Below are 17,025 nucleotides of genomic sequence, written 5' to 3' on the forward strand. Positions count from 1 at the left end.
ATGTTCCGATGAAATGGCGTAACAATGGCAACCATCACCACTCCCCGGCTTCATCTCACCCCTTTCGAACCCTCTGACTGGGCGTTCTTCCGTTCGCTGCGCGAAAACCGCGATATTATGCGCTATATGGCCGCGATTGCGCCTGAGAAAGAGACCCGACGCGTGTTTGCCGCACGCCTGATGGCGGAGCATGTCTTCGTGATCCGCTTTCTGAATGAAGATACGCCGCTGGGCGATATTGGCCTGCAAATCAGCCCTGAGAATCATGAAGAGGCGGATATCGGTTATACGGTTGTGCCTGCCGCGCAGGGAAAAGGGATCGCCAGCGAAGCGCTGCGCGCGGTGTGTGATTATGCGTTCAACCAGACCGGCGTGAAGGCGATTAACGCGTACGTGCTGGCGGACAACGGCGGCTCTGTACGGGTGCTTGAGAAAGCCGGGTTTGTGCGCACGCAGGTGCTTGAAAAGGCGTATGAGATTGACGGCGTGCGGTATGACGACTGGGTGTATCGCCTGGAGTGTGGTGCGGCCTGAATGCCGGGCGGCACTGCGTTTGCCCGGCCTGGGGTTTTGTAGGCCCGGTAAGCGAAGCGTCACCGGGCGATTGGGCTGCACTGCGGGCTGATGCCCTCTTTATTTCAGAGATCCTTTAAGGAACTGCTGCAAACGCGGGCTCTGCGGGTTTGCCAGCACCTCGTCCGGGTGCCCCTGCTCTTCAATTTTCCCCTGATGCAGGAAAATCACGTGGTTCGAGACGTTACGGGCGAAGCCCATCTCGTGCGTCACCACCACCATCGTTTTGCCCTCTTCGGCCAGCTTCTGCATGATGCGCAGCACTTCGCCTACGAGTTCCGGGTCCAGCGCGGAGGTCGGTTCGTCGAACAGCAGCACTTCCGGCTCCATCGCCAGCGCGCGGGCGATGGAGACACGCTGCTGCTGGCCGCCGGAGAGGTGTACCGGATACTTCATCTGCTGGCGCTCATCGATCCCCACTTTCGCCAGGTATTTCACCGCGCGTTCCCGGGCTTCCTGCTTGCTTAGGCCGAGCACCTGAACCGGCGCTTCCATCACGTTCTCCAGCACCGTCATGTGGCTCCAGAGGTTGAAATGCTGGAACACCATCGTCAGGCGCGTACGCAGCAGGCGCAGCTGATTCTTATCCGCCACCTTCAGCTGGCCGTCTTTGTCACGCACCAGGTTGATGTTCTGCCCGCTCACCACAATCGAGCCTTCGCTCGGCTTTTCGAGGAAGTTAATGCAGCGCAGGAAGGTACTTTTACCCGAGCCGGATGAACCGATGATACTGATTACGTCGCCTGCGTTAGCCTGCAGCGACACCCCTTTCAGCACTTCATGTTCGCCGTAGCGTTTGTGCAAATCAATAACGTTTAATTTGTTCTCAGCCATCATCTTTCTCAGTGCGTCGAAGAAGGTTTTATATGCTGCAACCAGCGTTTTTCAGCCTTACGGAACAGGCTAATCAGAACATAAGAGATAATTAAATAGAGCACCGCCGCAATGCCAAACGCGGTAAACGGCTGATAGGTCGCGGAGTTGATATCGCGCGCGATTTTGAGCAGGTCCGGCACCGTGGCGGTAAAGGCGAGCGCGGTGGAGTGCAGCATCAAAATCACTTCGTTGCTGTAGGCCGGTAGCGCAATGCGCAGCGCCGACGGCAGAATAATGCAGCGGTAAAGCTTCACCGACGAGAAGCCGTACGCGCGCGCGGCCTCGATCTCACCGTGCGGCACGGAACGAATGGCCCCGGCGAAAATCTCGGTGGTATAGGCGCAGGTATTGAGCGTTAGCGCCAGCACCGTACAGTTCAGGCCACTGCGGAAGAACGCATTCAGCATTTCCGTGCCTTTTACGATCTCCAGCGTATACATCCCCGAATAGAACACCAGCAGCTGCACGTACAGCGGCGTGCCGCGAAACACATAGGTAAATAGCCAAATCGGGAACTGAATAAATTTATTGTTCGACACGCGACCGATGGCGAGAAACACCGCCAGAATGCCGCCCATCACCACGGAAGAAATCAACAGCCAGAGCGTGATCGCCACGCCGGTAAAGCGGTAGCCATCCGTCCACAGCAGGGATTTCCAGTATTCCTGAATAATCTCAATCACAGGTCAGCCCTCTTCACACCCACGGAGTAGCGACGCTCGAGCAGAAGCAGCACACCATTGGAGACGGTCGTAAAGACCAGATAGATCGCGCCGCAGACCACCGCAAAGTAGAATGGCTCCCAGGTGCTCTTGCCCGCCAGCTGAGTCGCTTTCACGACGTCTTCCAGACCGAGCAGCGAGACCAGCGCCGTCGCTTTGAGGATAACCTGCCAGTTATTACCGATGCCCGGCAGCGCATAGCGCATCATGGCCGGGAACATAATCCGGCGAAACGTTTGTGAAGAGGTAAAACCAAATGCGGTTGCCGCTTCAATGTGTCCTCTGGGAACCGCCATATAAGCGCCACGGAAGGTTTCCGTGAAGTAGGCACCGTAGATAAAACCGAGGGTGATAATACCGGCCACCATCGGGTCGATATCAATTTGTCCCATGCCCATCGCATCCGTCACGCTGTTCAGGGCAATCTGCAGGCCGTAAAAAATAAGCAGCATCAGCACCAGATCGGGTACGCCGCGAATGAGCGTGGTATAGCCTTCGAAAATGAGCGCCAGCGGTTTGTTAGCCGAAAGCTTCGCCCCTGCGCCCGCCAGACCTATCAGCACCGCCAGCACCACGGAGCTGATAGCCAGCTCAAGGGTGACAAGCGCGCCCTGTAAAATAACGCCAGAAAATCCGTACAGCATACCGCGAGCCCTGTCGTATCGTGAGTGGTAAACCGTGTCTTATCCCCTCCCCCAGCGGGAGGGGCCGCACGTTATTTGACGGAGCGATTAGCCGCCGTACACATTGAAATCGAAGTACTTTTTCGCCAGCTTGTCGTAGGTGCCGTCAGCGCGCATTTCAGCAAACGCTTTGTTCAGCGCCTCACGCAGTTCGTTGTCTTCCTTACGCAGGCCCATACCGGTACCCACGCCAAAGAGCTTCTCATCCTTAATGGACGGACCGCCGAACTTGTAATCTTTGCCTACCGGCTGCTTCAGGAAACCTTCGCTTGCCGCGACTTCATCCTGGAATGCCGCATCAATACGGCCTGCCGTCAGGTCTGCGTAAATATTTTCCTGGCCCTGATAGGAGACGATTTCGATCCCCTTCGGCGCCCAGTGTTCGTTACCGTAAGTTTCCTGCGTGGTGCCCTGCAGCACGCCCACGCGTTTCCCCTTCAGCGACTCGAGGGTCGGTTGAATGTCAGAAGACTTAGCCACTACCAGACGTGAATCGGCCGCATAGAGCTTGTCGGTGAAGGCAATCTCCTGCTGACGTTTCTCGGTGATGGAAAGCGAGGACATAATCACGTCTATTTTTTTTGCTTTCAGTGAAGGGATCAGCGCATCCAGCGGGTTCTCTACATAAGTACACTGTGCTTTGATGCGTTTGCACAGCTCATTGGCCAGATCGATGTCAAAACCCACCAGTTCACCCTTTGAATTCTTCGATTCAAACGGCGCGTAGGTGGGATCGGTGCCAATACGAATTTTCTGCGGAATGGCTGCGAAGGCCGCGGTGGCGCTGGAAAAGGCCAGTACCAGAGATAATGACAACACGAGTTTTTTCATATTTGTCCTCAACAAACTGTCTTCATACGTTTTTTTTACGACGACGGGGTGGGGTTAATGTGCCATTAATCCACGCTGTCAGGCAAAGAATAATGCCTTTCAGACGGGAATTTTTGCATTATAAATGCTTAAGTATGCACGTAGTGACCCAATATGGTGCACAAATTGCACCATATTGAATCATCCACACCCGCGACGCACCACGCTGGTGCGTTAGTCACCGTAGACGTTGAAGTCGAAGTATTTCTTCGCCAGTTTGTCGTAGGTACCGTCTTTGCGCAGCTCCGTGAATGCTTTGTCAAAGGCGGCTTTCAGCTCTTTATCGTCCTTACGCAGGCCGATGCCGGTGCCGTCACCAAAGTATTTTTTGTCTTTCACGGACGGGCCCGCAAAGGCGTAATCTTTACCGGCCGGCTGCTTCAGGAAGCCTTCGCTCGCCGCGACTTCATCCTGGAACGCGGCATCCAGACGGCCTGCCGCCAGGTCAGAGTAGATCAGATCCTGGTTCTGGTAAGCCACCACGTCGACGCCCTTCTCGCGCCAGTTGGCATTCGCGTAACCTTCCTGGGTCGAGCCCTGGAGCACGCCCACATGCTTGCCTTTCAGCGAGTCGATGGTCGGCTGGATCGGGGAACCTTTCGCGGCAATCAGACGCGAATCCGCAGCGTAGAGCTTGTCAGAGAAGGCAATCTCCTGCTGGCGTTTTTCGGTGATGGAGAGAGAAGAGATAATGGCGTCGATTTTCTTTGCCTTCAGCGACGGGATTAACGCGTCGAAGTCGCTGCCCACCCATGTGCATTTCACTTCCATACGTTTGCACATTTCATTTCCCAAATCGATATCAAACCCCACGAAATCGCCTTTCGCATCCTTGGAAGAGAATGGCGCGTAGGTTGCGTCTGTACCGATACGAACCGTCTGTGGAAGCGCTGCGTAGCTACCTGCCGCCGCACTTAACCCCACCAGCAAAGACAGAGCCAGAACCGTCTTCTTCATACATTTACCCTCAAGTACCGTGATTTTATTATGTATTGTGTTATGTGTTGTGTTGCAGGCTTCTCTTGCAGGTCTTATGCCACATTGCCGTCTGGTCAAAAGTTCGACGTTAAATATGTTAATAAAACGTTGCGATATTGCCTTAATGGTGAAAGATAGCAGGTCTGCCGAACGAACCGGAAAGAGAAAAAGGGAAAAAGCGAATTAAATGTCGAGGATATGATCGCCGTTGCATAATTGCCCTGAAACAGGGCAACGTCTCTTTTCATGCACAGCATTTGTGCACAGAATCAGGCTCCCTGCCAGCGGGTGAAGAGGTCTTCGGGCAGGTCGATGTCAAACTGATCCAACACGCGATTGACGGTCTGATTGATCACATCGTCCAGCGACTGCGGTCGGTGATAGAACGCCGGCACCGGCGGCATGATCACCGCGCCCAGCTCAGCGGCCTGAGTCATGAGGCGCAGATGGCCCAGGTGCAGCGGCGTTTCCCGCACGCAGAGCACCAGCGGGCGGCGCTCCTTCAGCACCACGTCCGCCGCGCGCGTTACCAGCGTGTCGGTATAGCTGTTCACAATCCCGGAGAGCGTTTTGATTGAACAGGGCAGGATCACCATACCGGCGGTTTTAAACGAGCCTGAGGAGATGCTGGCGGCGATATCGCGGGCATCGTGAACCACGTCCGCCAGCGCCTGGACATCGCGCAGGGAGAGATCCGTTTCAAGGGAGAGGGTTTGCCGCGCCGCCTGGCTCATCACCAGATGCGTTTCCACTTCTGCCACGTTACGCAAAACCTGTAGCAGGCGTACGCCGTAAATCGCGCCGCTGGCACCGCTGATGCCTATTATGAGTCGTTTCATGATTTCGCCCTTGCTGAATTCTGGGCTGACTGTGCAGGATTTTGCGGGGAGTTGCAAGTGAGGGCGAGCGCCCTCACCTGCGGAGAGATTAACCTTCGTTGTGCATCTCTAAGCTTTCGAGATCGTTTTGCAGCTGAACGGCTTTCGCATCGTCGTTGCGCAGCGAATCAAGGTAGTCGAGGTACTGCTGGTCAACGTCTTTCGTCACGTAGACGCCATTGAACACGGAGCATTCGAACTGCTGAATCTCCGGATTCTCGGCGCGCACCGCGTCGATGAGATCGTTCAGATCCTGGAAAATAAGGCCGTCGGCACCGATGATCTGGCGAATCTCATCCACTTCACGGCCGTGAGCAATCAGCTCGTTGGCGGTTGGCATATCAATGCCGTACACGTTCGGGAAGCGAATCTCCGGCGCGGCAGACGCCAGGTAGACTTTCTTCGCACCCGCTTCGCGCGCCATCTCGATAATCTGCTCAGAGGTGGTGCCGCGAACGATGGAGTCATCCACCAGCAGAACGTTCTTGTCGCGGAATTCCGCGCGGTTGGCGTTCAGCTTACGGCGCACCGACTTACGGCGCAGGTGCTGGCCCGGCATGATAAACGTGCGGCCAACGTAGCGGTTCTTCACGAAGCCCTGACGGTACGGCTTGTCCAGAATGCGGGCGATCTCCAGGGCGATATCGCAGGAGGTTTCCGGGATAGGAATCACCACGTCAATGTCGAGATCGTCCCACTCGCGGGCAATCTTCTCGCCGAGCTTCGTGCCCATATTGACGCGCGCGCTGTAGACGGAAATCTTGTCGATGAACGAATCCGGACGGGCAAAATAGACGTATTCAAACAGGCACGGGTTGCTGACCGGGTTGTCGGCACACTGACGGGTGAACAGCTGGCCCTTCTCGGTGATATACACCGCTTCGCCCGGCGCAACGTCGCGCAGGAATTCGAAGCCCAGGGTATCCAGCGCCACGCTCTCAGAGGCAACCATATATTCGGTACGGCCATCGCCGAGGTCGCGCTTGCCCAGCACCAGCGGACGAATGCCGTTTGGATCGCGGAAGGCGACCATGCCGTGACCGATGATCATCGCCACGCAGGCGTACGCACCGCGGATCTGGCGGTTGGTCGCGGCAATGGCAGCGAAGATATTGTCTGCTTCCAGCGGGTAGTGACGGAAGTTATCCAGCTCGCTGGCGAACACATTGAGCAGGATTTCTGAATCAGAGGTGGTGTTAATGTGGCGACGTTTCTCTTCGAACAGCTTCTTACGCAGCTCATGAGCGTTGGTCAGGTTGCCGTTATGGGCAAGCGTGATGCCATACGGTGAGTTGACGTAGAAAGGCTGTGCCTCAGAGGCGCTGGAACTGCCAGCAGTAGGATAACGAACGTGACCGATCCCCATATTACCTTGCAGACGCTGCATATGGCGGGCTTCAAACACATCGTTTACCAGGCCATTGGCCTTACGTAAACGGAAGCAGTTGTTTGCATCAATGGTGATGATACCCGCAGCATCCTGCCCACGGTGCTGAAGCACCGTTAACGCGTCATAAATCGACTGGTTTACCGGCATGAAACCGGCGATACCGACAATACCGCACATTCGTCTTTTCCTCGTTAAGCCACATCTCAGGGTTTATGCCCTGGGCAAAAAACTCGACGAGCTTTGCAGATAGTCAAAGAACCATCTGATGATGAAGCTGAACTCTGGAATGAGCTGCGATTTTTGCCAGTCTTCGCTTTTGGAGAACCCGGTGAAGGTATCCAGGAAGAACAGGATCGCGGCCACAATCAGCACGCCTCGTAATGCCCCGAAACAGATCCCGAGTACCCTGTCCGTTCCTGACAGACCGGTTTTCTCGACCAGCTGACCTATCACGTAATTCACGATAGCGCCAACAATCAGCGTCGCGATAAACAGCACCGCGATGGCGATTCCATTTCGGACCAGTTCATCTTCAAAGCCCGTGAACCAGACAGACAGGTAAGTGTAGTAATGACTGGCAACAAAGAAAGCACAACCCCAGGTTACCAGCGATAACGCTTCACGAACAAAGCCACGGATCAGGCTAACCAGACAGGAAAAACCAATCACCGCAATGATGGCGTAATCAATCCAGACCATATGTGTCCCACGATTAAACGCCCTGTCATCCAGTTCGGGGCGAATTCTAACAGAAAAAGAAAACGTTTGCGTAGGGATTTCCTTCCCGCGCGTAAATAAAAAAGGCGCTGAAAAAATGTTCAACGCCGTGGCTTATCGCCTCTCTCTAAAGGAGCAGGTCGTACTTAGTTCGCGCTGTAGCTCATCACCACACCACTCAGCCCGGAGATCTGCTTCAGCTCGCCCAGCGACCCTTTCAGCTTGTCTTTCGACGCCTCCGGCCCCACGAGGATACGGGTGATTTTACCCTGCACCGGCGTGGAAGGTGAAGTGTAAACGCGATAGCCCGCGCTGCGCAGTTTACCCACAACCTCGTTGACTTTATCGGCGTTTTTCAGCGCCCCCAGCTGCACAACGTAGGCTTTGCCGGTCGGCGCTGCGTCTTGCTTCGCAGGTGGTGGAGTTTCAGACGCTGCAGCCAGCTGCTCTGCTGCTTTATCTCGCTGTTGCTGAGGCTTCGGCTGCGGTTTCTCTACCGGCTTCGGTTTTTCAACAGGCTTAGGCTTCTCTACCGGTACCGGATCGATCTCGATGTTGTTATTCGCCGCCAGACGCGACGGGTCGAGTGACGGTGCAGCGGCATCGCCCGCGCGAACTTCTTCCGCCGCCCCTTCAGGCGGCTGAGCAGGCAGCGCCTGAGTCGCCGCAGGCAGCATATCCGGCTCATCGCGGTCGCCCGGCTTCGGCACCAGCGGAATGGCTGCAAACTCGTCCTGATAATGTTTTTTCTGCCCGTCGAGCAGCCCGGGAAGAATAATCACCCCGAGCGCGACCAGCACAATGGTTCCTGTTAAACGGTTCTGAAACTTACTCGCCACCGGTTCTCCCCGCGTCCATCACTTCCATGACATGTGCCACCGTGTGGAAAGAGCCACACACCAGCACGGTATCTTCTGGTTTAGCATCCGCCATCGCGGCATGCCAGGCCTGCGCCACGCTACTGTAGATTGCACCTTTACCGAGATGTTCCATCAACTGCTCAGCAGTCGCACCGCGCGGCCCCTCCAGAGGAGCACAATACCAGCTATCGACCACACTCTCCATGCAGGCCAGCGTGCCGCCGATATCTTTATCATGAAGCATACCGATAACCGCCAGCACGCGCCCGGTTTTTGGTAACGATTTGAGACGTCCTGCGAGATACGCCGCCGCATGTGGGTTGTGCGCCACATCCAGAATCAGACGCGGTGACTCGCTGACTATCTGGAAACGACCCGGCAGCAGCGCATTCTGAATGCCGTCACGGATCGCCTGCTCACTTACAGCTAATCCGCTGGCGCGCAGTGCCGCCAGCGCGGTTGCCGCGTTAGGCTGTGGTACCTGCGGCAGCGGCAGATTCTCCAGCACGCCCTGCGCATCGCTGAAGCGCCAGCCGTTGCCCTGCAGCTCATACTGCCAGTCAACGCCTCGGCGCAACAGATGTGCGCCCTTCTCTTTCGCCACGTCGGCAATGGTATGCGGCATGTCCGGCTCGCCCACCACGGCGGGCTTATTCGCCCGGAAAATACCGGCCTTCTCGCGGCCAATGCTTTCACGGTCCGGGCCCAGCCAGTCGGTATGATCCAGCGCGATGCTGGTGACCACCGCCACGTCCGCATCCACCATATTGGTGGCATCCAGACGCCCGCCCAGCCCCACTTCCAGGATCACCACGTCCAGCTGCGCCTGTTTGAACAGCCACAGCGCCGACAGGGTGCCGTATTCAAAATAGGTTAATGAGGTTTCCCCGCGCGCCGCTTCGATAGCCGCGAACGATGCCGTATGGGCAGATTCCGCCAGCTCGGTGTTCTGCACCCGCACGCGCTCGGTATAGCGCACCAGATGCGGTGAGCTGTAAACGCCAACCTTGTACCCCGCCGCCATCAGGACTGACTCCAGCGTGCGGCAGGTCGTCCCTTTACCGTTAGTACCTGCAACGGTGAACACGAACGGAGCCGGTTTCAGCACGTCGAGACGCGCGGCAACCTGGCTTACGCGCTCAAGACCCATATCGATGGTTTTACTGTGCAGGTTTTCCAGATAAGAAAGCCACGCGGCCAGGGGCGACGTGGCTTGGGGAATGCTTTTATTTTCCATAATGCCCGGTTGTCATTAACAGGTTATAAAGCAAAAGGGCAGCGCCATCTGGCCCTGCCCTTTTCAGTTATCAGGCCTCGGGTTCCTGATCCGGTACCACCACGCCTTCGCGCGGCTCATCCGGGTTAGGCGCTGGCAGATTCATCAGCTTCGCCAGAATGCTGGCCAGTTTCAGGCGCATTTCCGGACGGCGGACGATCATATCGATAGCGCCTTTCTCAATGAGGAACTCACTGCGCTGGAAGCCCGGCGGCAGTTTTTCACGAACGGTCTGCTCGATGACGCGAGGACCGGCAAAGCCGATCAGCGCTTTTGGCTCAGCGATGTTCAGGTCACCCAGCATCGCGAAGCTTGCGGAGACGCCACCCATGGTTGGGTCGGTCAGTACCGAGATGTACGGCAGACCGCGCTCCTGCATTTTCGCCAGCGCCGCAGAGGTTTTCGCCATCTGCATCAGGGACATCAGCGCTTCCTGCATACGCGCACCACCGGAGGCGGAGAAGCAGATCAGCGGACAGTTGTCTTCCAGCGCCTGCTCAACGGCACGCACGAAACGCGCGCCGACCACGGAGCCCATTGAGCCGCCCATAAAGGAGAACTCAAACGCAGCGGCAACCACCGGCATCTCGTGCAGGGTGCCCTTCATGACGATCAGCGCGTCTTTCTCGCCGGTCTCTTTCTGTGCAGAGGCCAGACGATCTTTGTATTTTTTGGAGTCGCGGAACTTGAGCACATCTTTTGGCTCCAGTTCGCTGCCCAGTTCTACCAAAGAACCTTCGTCCAGCAGGCTATGCAGGCGGTTGCGCGCCGACATACGCATGTGGTGGTCACACTTCGGACACACCTCGAGATTGCGTTCCAGCTCTGCGCGATACAGAACCTGGCCGCAGCTATCACACTTCGTCCATACCCCTTCAGGAATGCTCGCTTTGCGCGTCGGGGTAATGTTGCTTTTAATTCGTTCAATCCAGCTCATTGATAACCTTTCTGCCTGAACCTGGTCGTATGCCAGTTTTGCTATAAGAGGCGAATAATGCCATTTTTGCCTCCAACAGACCATGAATGTTGCACATTAAAACATAACAGCCCGAAACTTTGGATAAAAAAGTGGTCGAACCGCCAGCGTGCATTTACTTCGCTTGCTTTGCTGCCGCGCGTTTGTGACGAATGATTTCGATAACACCCGGCAGAACGGAAAGCACAATAATCGCTACAATCAGTAACTTAAGGTTTTCCTGAACCACCGGCAAGTCGCCAAACAGATAGCCTGCATAGGTAAAGAGCAACACCCAAAGCAGTGCGCCCACCACGTTATACATTGCAAAATGACGATAGGACATATGGCCCATTCCCGCCACAAACGGTGCAAATGTGCGCACAATAGGCACAAAACGCGCAAGGATAATGGTTTTTCCACCATGACGTTCATAGAAGGCATGGGTCTTGTCTAAATAGCTGCGGCGGAAAATTTTCGAGTCCGGATTACTGAACAACCGCTCACCGAATACCCGGCCAATCGTATAGTTGACCGCATCCCCGACAATCGCGGCAATCACCATCAACACCACCATCAGATGCACGTTCAAATCATTGGTGGGCAGCGCCGACAACGCTCCGGCCACAAACAGCAGCGAGTCTCCCGGCAGGAACGGGGTAACGACCAGACCGGTTTCACAGAACAGAATCAGGAACAGAATGGCGTAAACCCAGACGCCGTACTGCGCGACCAGCTCCGCCAGGTGAACATCAATATGCAGAATGAAATCAATCAGAAAACGTATTACGTCCATATTGTCTAAGCCTTAATTGCACCTTTGTTTAGTCCGCTAAAAACAGCGGGCCCATTGGCGGTTTTGGCAGGTCAAACCGATCCGGATAGTCTACCGAGACCAGATAAAGCCCTTCCGCTTTCGCCGTTGCTGCCGCAAGCGTTCTGTCCTTCGCTGCCAGCAGTTCTGCAATCCAGCTCTCCGGCTGGTGTCCGGCGCCCACTTCCATCAGGCTGCCTACAATATTCCGCACCATATGATGTACAAAGGCATTGGCTTTGATATCCACCACCACATACGCGCCAAAACGACTGACGTTAATGTGCATGACGTTACGCCACGGCGTACGGGACTGACACTGCACCGCACGAAACGACGTAAAGTCATTTTCACCAATCAGACACTGCGCCGCACGATGCATACGTTCTGCATCGAGCGGTTCATAAAAATGCGTCACACCTTGGCTTAACACCGCCGGGCGCAGACGCTGGTTGTAGATGACATAGCGATAGCGACGCGCCGTTGCGCTGAAGCGCGCGTGAAAATCATCCGGCACAGCTTTCACCCAACGCACCGCGATGTCACCAGGTAAATTCGCATTTACACCCAGCGTCCAGGCGGCATCCTTACGCACGGCGGTGGTTTCAAAGTGAACTACCTGCCCCGTGCCATGAACACCCGCGTCCGTACGCCCCGCGCACAGGACGTTAATCGGCTCGTTTGCCACCTGAGAGAGCGCTTTCTCCAGCTTTTCCTGAACGCTGCGCACCTCATTCTGACGCTGCCAGCCATAATATTTACTGCCATCGTACTCAATACCGAGGGCAATTTTATGAACCGGCTTTTGATCCACTTCGGACATCAGTACAGATACTCCTGCACCAGCTTCTCGGCGATCTTGACCGCCATCAGCGCGCCGCCAAAGCGAACGTTATCGGCAACGGACCAGAACTGGACCTGCTCCGGCATACCGTAGTCGTTACGCACGCAGCCAACGGAAAGATGCGCGCTGCCGGTGGCGTCGCCCACCTGGGTCGGGAACTCGCTCTCTTCGGAAAGGACGATATCTTCACCGCGGCCAAACGCGTCGCGCGCTTCCTCTGCCGCCAGCGGGCGCAGGGCTTCAAAACCGACCATCTGCGCGTGGCCGTAGAAGACCGGGGACTGTACGACGCTGGCGGAAATTATCAGCCCCTCGTCCTGCAGAATCTTGCGCGCTTCGTCGACGAGACGACGCTCTTCGCGCACGGAACCTTCACGATCCGGCAGCAGCGGCAGCATGTTGAACGCCAGCTGGCGGCCAAAGAAATCATCTTCGTCGATCGGGATGCCATTCAGCAGCTTCGCACTCTGCCCGGCCAGCGCGTCAACGGCCTTTTTACCGTTCGCCGACGCGGACAGAAGGCTGGTGACGGTAATGCGCGACAGGCCGCCGTCGTCAATCAGCGGTTTCAGGGCGGTCAGCAGCTGGCTGGTCAGGCTGTTCGGTACCGCGATAACGTTACGGTTGCGGTAGTCAGCCAGCACAAACGGATTGACGTCCGGGACCACCAGCGGCACGTCCGGCTCCAGGGAGAACAGACCGCTCAGGTCGATCACCAGGCAGCCCGAATTGGTCGCCTCTTCAATGTAAGACGCCGTGGCTTCAGCACCTGCGGCAAAAAACGCCAGCTGCGCCTGGGTCCAGTCAAACGCGGCCGCATCCTGAACCATCACGGATTTACCGCCAAAACGCAGATGTTCGCCCGCGCTGTCGGTGCGCGCCAGCGCATAGATATCTCCCACCGGGAACTGACGCTCGGCAAGAGTTTCGAGCAGGGCTTCGCCCACGGCACCCGTGGCACCTAAAATGGCAATGTTCCAGCCTTCAGACATGGTGGTTTACTCCAGAAATAAAAAAGCGTCCCTGTCGGCGTATCCGACAGGGAGCATTAAGAAGACATTAATGCGCCGGGTGATGAACGGCGTTAAAACCCAGTTTCTTGAGCAACGTCGCAGCCGCTGCGTCGTCGCACATCACATACAGGGAAGACCACTCGCGGCGCTCAACGTAGTTCTTGCGCAGCTTATCAAATTCACCCGGGATCCCCGCCACCTTACGCAGCAGCGCATCGTCGCGGCGCACATCATACACCAAATGCACCAGCCTTTTCAGCGTTGCCTGATCGAGCGGGTCATGCAGGGTAATGCGGCCAAATTCAGGCGCGGGGAGTAGAGTATCAAGCGCCACCTGCTGCGGATGGCCGATAAAGGCGCTGTAGGCTTCAAACACCTGCGTCGTGCCGCGCGCTTTGCCTTCAAGCGTATAGCCCGCAATATGCGCGGTGGCAACGTCAGCCTTGTTCAGCAGCTCAACGTTGAGATCCGGCTCCGGCTCCCAGACGTCCAGCACCACGCTGAGATCGTGTCCTTCATTCAGACATTTCAGCAGCGCGGCATTATCCACCACCGGGCCACGGCAGGCATTAATCAGAATAGTGCCAGCCTTCAGACGGCGAATCAGCGCCTCGTCCGCCAGATGCAGGGACTTATACGGCCCCTCTTTAAACAGCGGCGTGTGGAACGTCAGCACATCGCACTGTTCAACCAGCTCATCCAGCGCGCGGAAATCCTCGTCGTCACCGTTGTCTTTACGCGGCGGATCGCACAGCAGCGTGCGGATACCTAACGCTTCAAGGCGCTTTTGCAGACGCCCGCCGACGTTACCCACGCCGACAATCCCCACGGTGCGGTCTTTCAGCGCAAAACCATCGCGCTCGGCCAGCATCAGCAGCGAGGAGAAAACGTATTCCACGACGGCAATGGCGTTACAGCCCGGCGCGGCGGAAAAACCGATTCCGGCCTGCTTCAGCCACTGATCATCCACATGATCGGTCCCTGCCGTTGCGGTTCCGACAAACTTAATCGCTTTACCGGCAAGCAACGCCTCATTTACTTTGGTCACCGAGCGCACCATCAGCGCGTCTGCGTCATCCAGTTCGTTAACCGGGATCGGGCGACCAGGGACAGCCTTAACGTCGCCGAGGCGGCTAAACAGCTCGCGGGCGTAAGGCATATTTTCATCAACGAGGATTTTCACGTCTGAGTACCTGTTTGAGAGGAAGAAAACCTGCCAAGTGTGCCATAATCTGGCCGCCAGGCATATACGTATGCCGGGTTTACGCTGAGTTTTGACTTTAAGGATTTTTGACGATGCAGCCCATTTCAGGTACGCCGCCACGCCCTCCGGGTGAAGGCCCTGTCACGCCAAACGTTGCCGGTGAACAGCCACTATCCACGCAACAGCGCACCGTGCTGGAGCGACTGATCACGCGCCTGATAGCGCTGACTTCGCAGCAAAACGCGGAAGTCTGGGCCGGGGTAAAGCATGATTTAGGCGTGAGGAACGACGCACCGCTGCAGTCGCGCCATTTCCCTGCCGCCGAGCAAAATCTCAACCAGCGTATTACGACCGCGCAGCAGAACCACACCACGCGTCAGATTGTCACGCAGTTGACCGAGCTGCTGGGCCAGGGAAATAACCGTCAGGCTGTCAGTGACTTTATCCGTCAGCAGTATGGCCAGACCGCCCTGAGCCAGCTGACGCCAGACCAGCTTAAAACCGTGCTGACGCTGTTGCAGAACAATCAGTTGTCTATTCCGCAGCCTCAGGTGCGCCCCTCAACCGAGCGCCCGCTGCAGCCTGCCGAGCACAACACGCTGAACCAGATGGTGACCAAACTGGCCGCCGCCACCGGCGAGTCGACGAAGCTTATCTGGCAATCCATGCTGGAACTGTCCGGCGTGAAGGCGGGCGAGCTGATTCCGGCCAAACAGTTTACCCATCTGGTGACCTGGCTCCAGGCGCGCCAGACGCTCAGCACCCAAAGCGCCCCTACCCTGCATACCGTTCAGGCGGCGCTTAAACAGCCGCTGGAACCGCACGAGTTCGAGGTGATTCGGGATTACGCCCAGCAGAACTGGCAGGCCACGCCGCAAACGGTACTGACTACCGCGCAGGTACAGGATGTGCTGAATCAGATCTTTGTTCGCCGCGCCGAGCGGGAAGGCGGCGTGCCGGAGGTAAGAAACGTTCAGCCGATCTACAGCCCGCTGTTTGCGCCCGTTGTGGAGACGTTCAGAACGCTCTCTGCCCGCCCGGGATTAATGTTGATTGCATTATTGATTGCGCTGGCGATTTTCTGGCTGGTTGCCTGAGGATTTGCCCGGTGGCGCTACGCATACCGGGCCTACAACGGCTCGAACCGTAGGCCGGGTAAGGCGCAGCCGCCACCCGGCGACAACAGTTAATTTCTGCGAAACGCCACCAGCGTCACCACGATCCCCACCACCGCAGAAACCGCGCCGGCCAGGAAGACGGACGGGTAGCCAAACGAGGTGGCTAACAGACCCGCCAGCGGCCCGGTTACGCCGTATGAGATATCCTGAAACGCCGCATAGCCGCCCAGCGCCGTACCGCGGACCTGCGGCGCCACGCGCTTCACCACCTCAACGCCCAGCGCCGGGAAGATAAGCGAGCAGCCGCAGCCGGTTAACGCCGCACCAAGCAGCGCAACGGAGGCGACCGGCGCCTGCCAGAGTAACACCAGCCCAACGGTTTCAATCACCAGCGATGCCACCGCCACCTTCACGCCGCCAAAGCGATCCGGCATCCAGCCGAACAGGACACGCATCAGGACAAACGCGCCGCCAAAGGCCGTCAGCGTAAAGCCCGCCATTGCCCAGCCGCGGCTCATGAAATAGAGGGAGACGAAGGTACCAATCACCGCGAAGCCTACTCCCTGAAGCGCCAGCCCCAGCCCTGGCTGCCAGATTTGCCCCACCACACTCCACAGCGAAGGACGTTCGCCTTTATGGGCGGGCACCTTGCGTACCGAACCGTTAAAAGCCCACGCCAGCAGCGGTAATACCATGGTGGTTGCTGCCAGTACCGCAAAACCAAACTGGCTGTGGATCAGCAAACCCAGCGGCGCGCCTGCAGCCAGTGCGCCATAAATCGCCATCCCGTTCCATGACATCACTTTGCCGGAGCGCGCAGGCCCCACCAGCCCCATCCCCCAGGTCAGGGTACCGGTCAGCAGCTGGCTTTCACCGAAGCCAAGGATTAAACGGCCCACCACCAGCAGCGCAAATTTATACGCGGCGTCGACCGGCAGGAGAGCGGCCAGCAGCCACGCGCCCCCCGCCAGACCGCAGGCAAACATGCCCTGCAGCGCCGAGCGTTTTGCACCGTGCTGATCGGCCAGCCGTCCTGCGTAGCCGCGGGTTAATACCGTGGCTAAAAACTGAATGCCCACAGCAATGCCGACCATGGTGTTGCCATAGCCGAGTTCCTGATGAACGAACAGTGGGATCACCGGCAGCGGCAGGCCAACGGTCATGTAGGTCAGGAATACCGCAAAGGCGATGCGGAAAAGAGAAAGGTTCCCGGAAGGAGTGCCCTTCTCGGGGGTAACAGCCTTCATGCATAAC

The 17,025-nt window shown here is 57.0% G+C and carries 18 protein-coding genes; 2 read left to right on the forward strand and 16 right to left on the reverse strand.

From position 1 onward, the window contains the following. The first annotated feature begins 24 nt into the window (after window positions 1-24). The gene (locus tag OKF39_RS16785; protein WP_479983167.1) at window positions 25-534 is read left to right on the forward strand and encodes a GNAT family N-acetyltransferase; all 510 of its coding nucleotides are present in this window, start codon (window positions 25-27) and stop codon (window positions 532-534) included. A 99-nt stretch (window positions 535-633) separates the two neighbouring features. Here OKF39_RS16785 and hisP read toward each other — a convergent pair whose 3' ends face one another. From hisP to pdxB, 15 genes are all read right to left on the reverse strand, one after another. Further along, window positions 634-1,407: a histidine ABC transporter ATP-binding protein HisP gene (hisP, locus tag OKF39_RS16790; protein WP_028016220.1), complete on the reverse strand. Its 774-nt coding sequence runs from the start codon at window positions 1,405-1,407 to the stop codon at window positions 634-636. A gap of 8 nt (window positions 1,408-1,415) precedes the next feature. Further along, complete coding sequence (locus OKF39_RS16795) at window positions 1,416-2,132, reverse strand: ABC transporter permease (protein WP_028013953.1); 717 nt, start codon at window positions 2,130-2,132, stop codon at window positions 1,416-1,418. Continuing rightward, a complete protein-coding gene (locus tag OKF39_RS16800; RefSeq protein ID WP_028013954.1) occupies window positions 2,129-2,815 on the reverse strand; it encodes a histidine ABC transporter permease HisQ in 687 nt (228 codons plus the stop codon). The genes OKF39_RS16795 and OKF39_RS16800 overlap by 4 nt, the downstream gene beginning before the upstream one ends. A gap of 87 nt (window positions 2,816-2,902) precedes the next feature. Then, window positions 2,903-3,685: a histidine ABC transporter substrate-binding protein HisJ gene (hisJ, locus tag OKF39_RS16805; RefSeq protein WP_047367997.1), complete on the reverse strand. Its 783-nt coding sequence runs from the start codon at window positions 3,683-3,685 to the stop codon at window positions 2,903-2,905. A 213-nt stretch (window positions 3,686-3,898) separates the two neighbouring features. Further along, window positions 3,899-4,681 carry a lysine/arginine/ornithine ABC transporter substrate-binding protein ArgT gene (gene argT, locus OKF39_RS16810; RefSeq protein ID WP_028013956.1) on the reverse strand — a complete coding sequence of 261 codons (783 nt, stop codon included), beginning with the start codon at window positions 4,679-4,681 and terminating at the stop codon, window positions 3,899-3,901. A 290-nt stretch (window positions 4,682-4,971) separates the two neighbouring features. Next, a complete protein-coding gene (locus tag OKF39_RS16815; protein WP_048958028.1) occupies window positions 4,972-5,541 on the reverse strand; it encodes a UbiX family flavin prenyltransferase in 570 nt (189 codons plus the stop codon). An 88-nt stretch (window positions 5,542-5,629) separates the two neighbouring features. After that, window positions 5,630-7,147 (reverse strand): amidophosphoribosyltransferase, encoded by a 1,518-nt coding sequence (purF, locus tag OKF39_RS16820; protein ID WP_014884664.1) that lies wholly within the window; start codon window positions 7,145-7,147, stop codon window positions 5,630-5,632. Between the two features lie 33 nt (window positions 7,148-7,180). Continuing rightward, a complete protein-coding gene (gene cvpA, locus OKF39_RS16825; protein WP_000262116.1) occupies window positions 7,181-7,669 on the reverse strand; it encodes a colicin V production protein in 489 nt (162 codons plus the stop codon). 164 nt (window positions 7,670-7,833) lie between these two features. After that, a complete protein-coding gene (dedD, locus tag OKF39_RS16830) occupies window positions 7,834-8,526 on the reverse strand; it encodes a cell division protein DedD (protein WP_045259684.1) in 693 nt (230 codons plus the stop codon). Next, the gene (gene folC, locus OKF39_RS16835; RefSeq protein ID WP_479983168.1) at window positions 8,516-9,784 is read right to left on the reverse strand and encodes a bifunctional tetrahydrofolate synthase/dihydrofolate synthase; all 1,269 of its coding nucleotides are present in this window, start codon (window positions 9,782-9,784) and stop codon (window positions 8,516-8,518) included. Before folC ends, dedD begins: the two co-directional genes overlap by 11 nt. A gap of 70 nt (window positions 9,785-9,854) precedes the next feature. Further along, on the reverse strand, window positions 9,855-10,760 hold the full coding sequence (accD, locus tag OKF39_RS16840) for an acetyl-CoA carboxylase, carboxyltransferase subunit beta (RefSeq protein WP_003861408.1): 906 nt from the start codon (window positions 10,758-10,760) through the stop codon (window positions 9,855-9,857). Between the two features lie 154 nt (window positions 10,761-10,914). Continuing rightward, window positions 10,915-11,574: a DedA family protein gene (locus OKF39_RS16845; protein ID WP_008502599.1), complete on the reverse strand. Its 660-nt coding sequence runs from the start codon at window positions 11,572-11,574 to the stop codon at window positions 10,915-10,917. A gap of 28 nt (window positions 11,575-11,602) precedes the next feature. Further along, window positions 11,603-12,415 carry a tRNA pseudouridine(38-40) synthase TruA gene (gene truA, locus OKF39_RS16850; RefSeq protein WP_045259682.1) on the reverse strand — a complete coding sequence of 271 codons (813 nt, stop codon included), beginning with the start codon at window positions 12,413-12,415 and terminating at the stop codon, window positions 11,603-11,605. Further along, window positions 12,415-13,428 carry an aspartate-semialdehyde dehydrogenase gene (locus OKF39_RS16855; protein WP_088204761.1) on the reverse strand — a complete coding sequence of 338 codons (1,014 nt, stop codon included), beginning with the start codon at window positions 13,426-13,428 and terminating at the stop codon, window positions 12,415-12,417. The genes truA and OKF39_RS16855 overlap by 1 nt, the downstream gene beginning before the upstream one ends. A 67-nt stretch (window positions 13,429-13,495) precedes the next feature. Beyond that, window positions 13,496-14,632 (reverse strand): 4-phosphoerythronate dehydrogenase PdxB, encoded by a 1,137-nt coding sequence (pdxB, locus tag OKF39_RS16860; protein WP_479983169.1) that lies wholly within the window; start codon window positions 14,630-14,632, stop codon window positions 13,496-13,498. A gap of 113 nt (window positions 14,633-14,745) precedes the next feature. Between pdxB and flk the strand changes: the two genes are divergently transcribed. Continuing rightward, window positions 14,746-15,750 (forward strand): flagella biosynthesis regulator Flk, encoded by a 1,005-nt coding sequence (gene flk, locus OKF39_RS16865; protein WP_028013964.1) that lies wholly within the window; start codon window positions 14,746-14,748, stop codon window positions 15,748-15,750. A gap of 89 nt (window positions 15,751-15,839) precedes the next feature. Here flk and OKF39_RS16870 read toward each other — a convergent pair whose 3' ends face one another. Then, entirely contained in the window at window positions 15,840-17,018 is a 1,179-nt protein-coding gene (locus OKF39_RS16870; protein ID WP_045259679.1) for an MFS transporter, read from the reverse strand. Window positions 17,019-17,025 lie beyond the last annotated feature (7 nt).

The organism is Enterobacter cloacae complex sp. HYC042_NIDB (genome assembly GCF_056673315.1).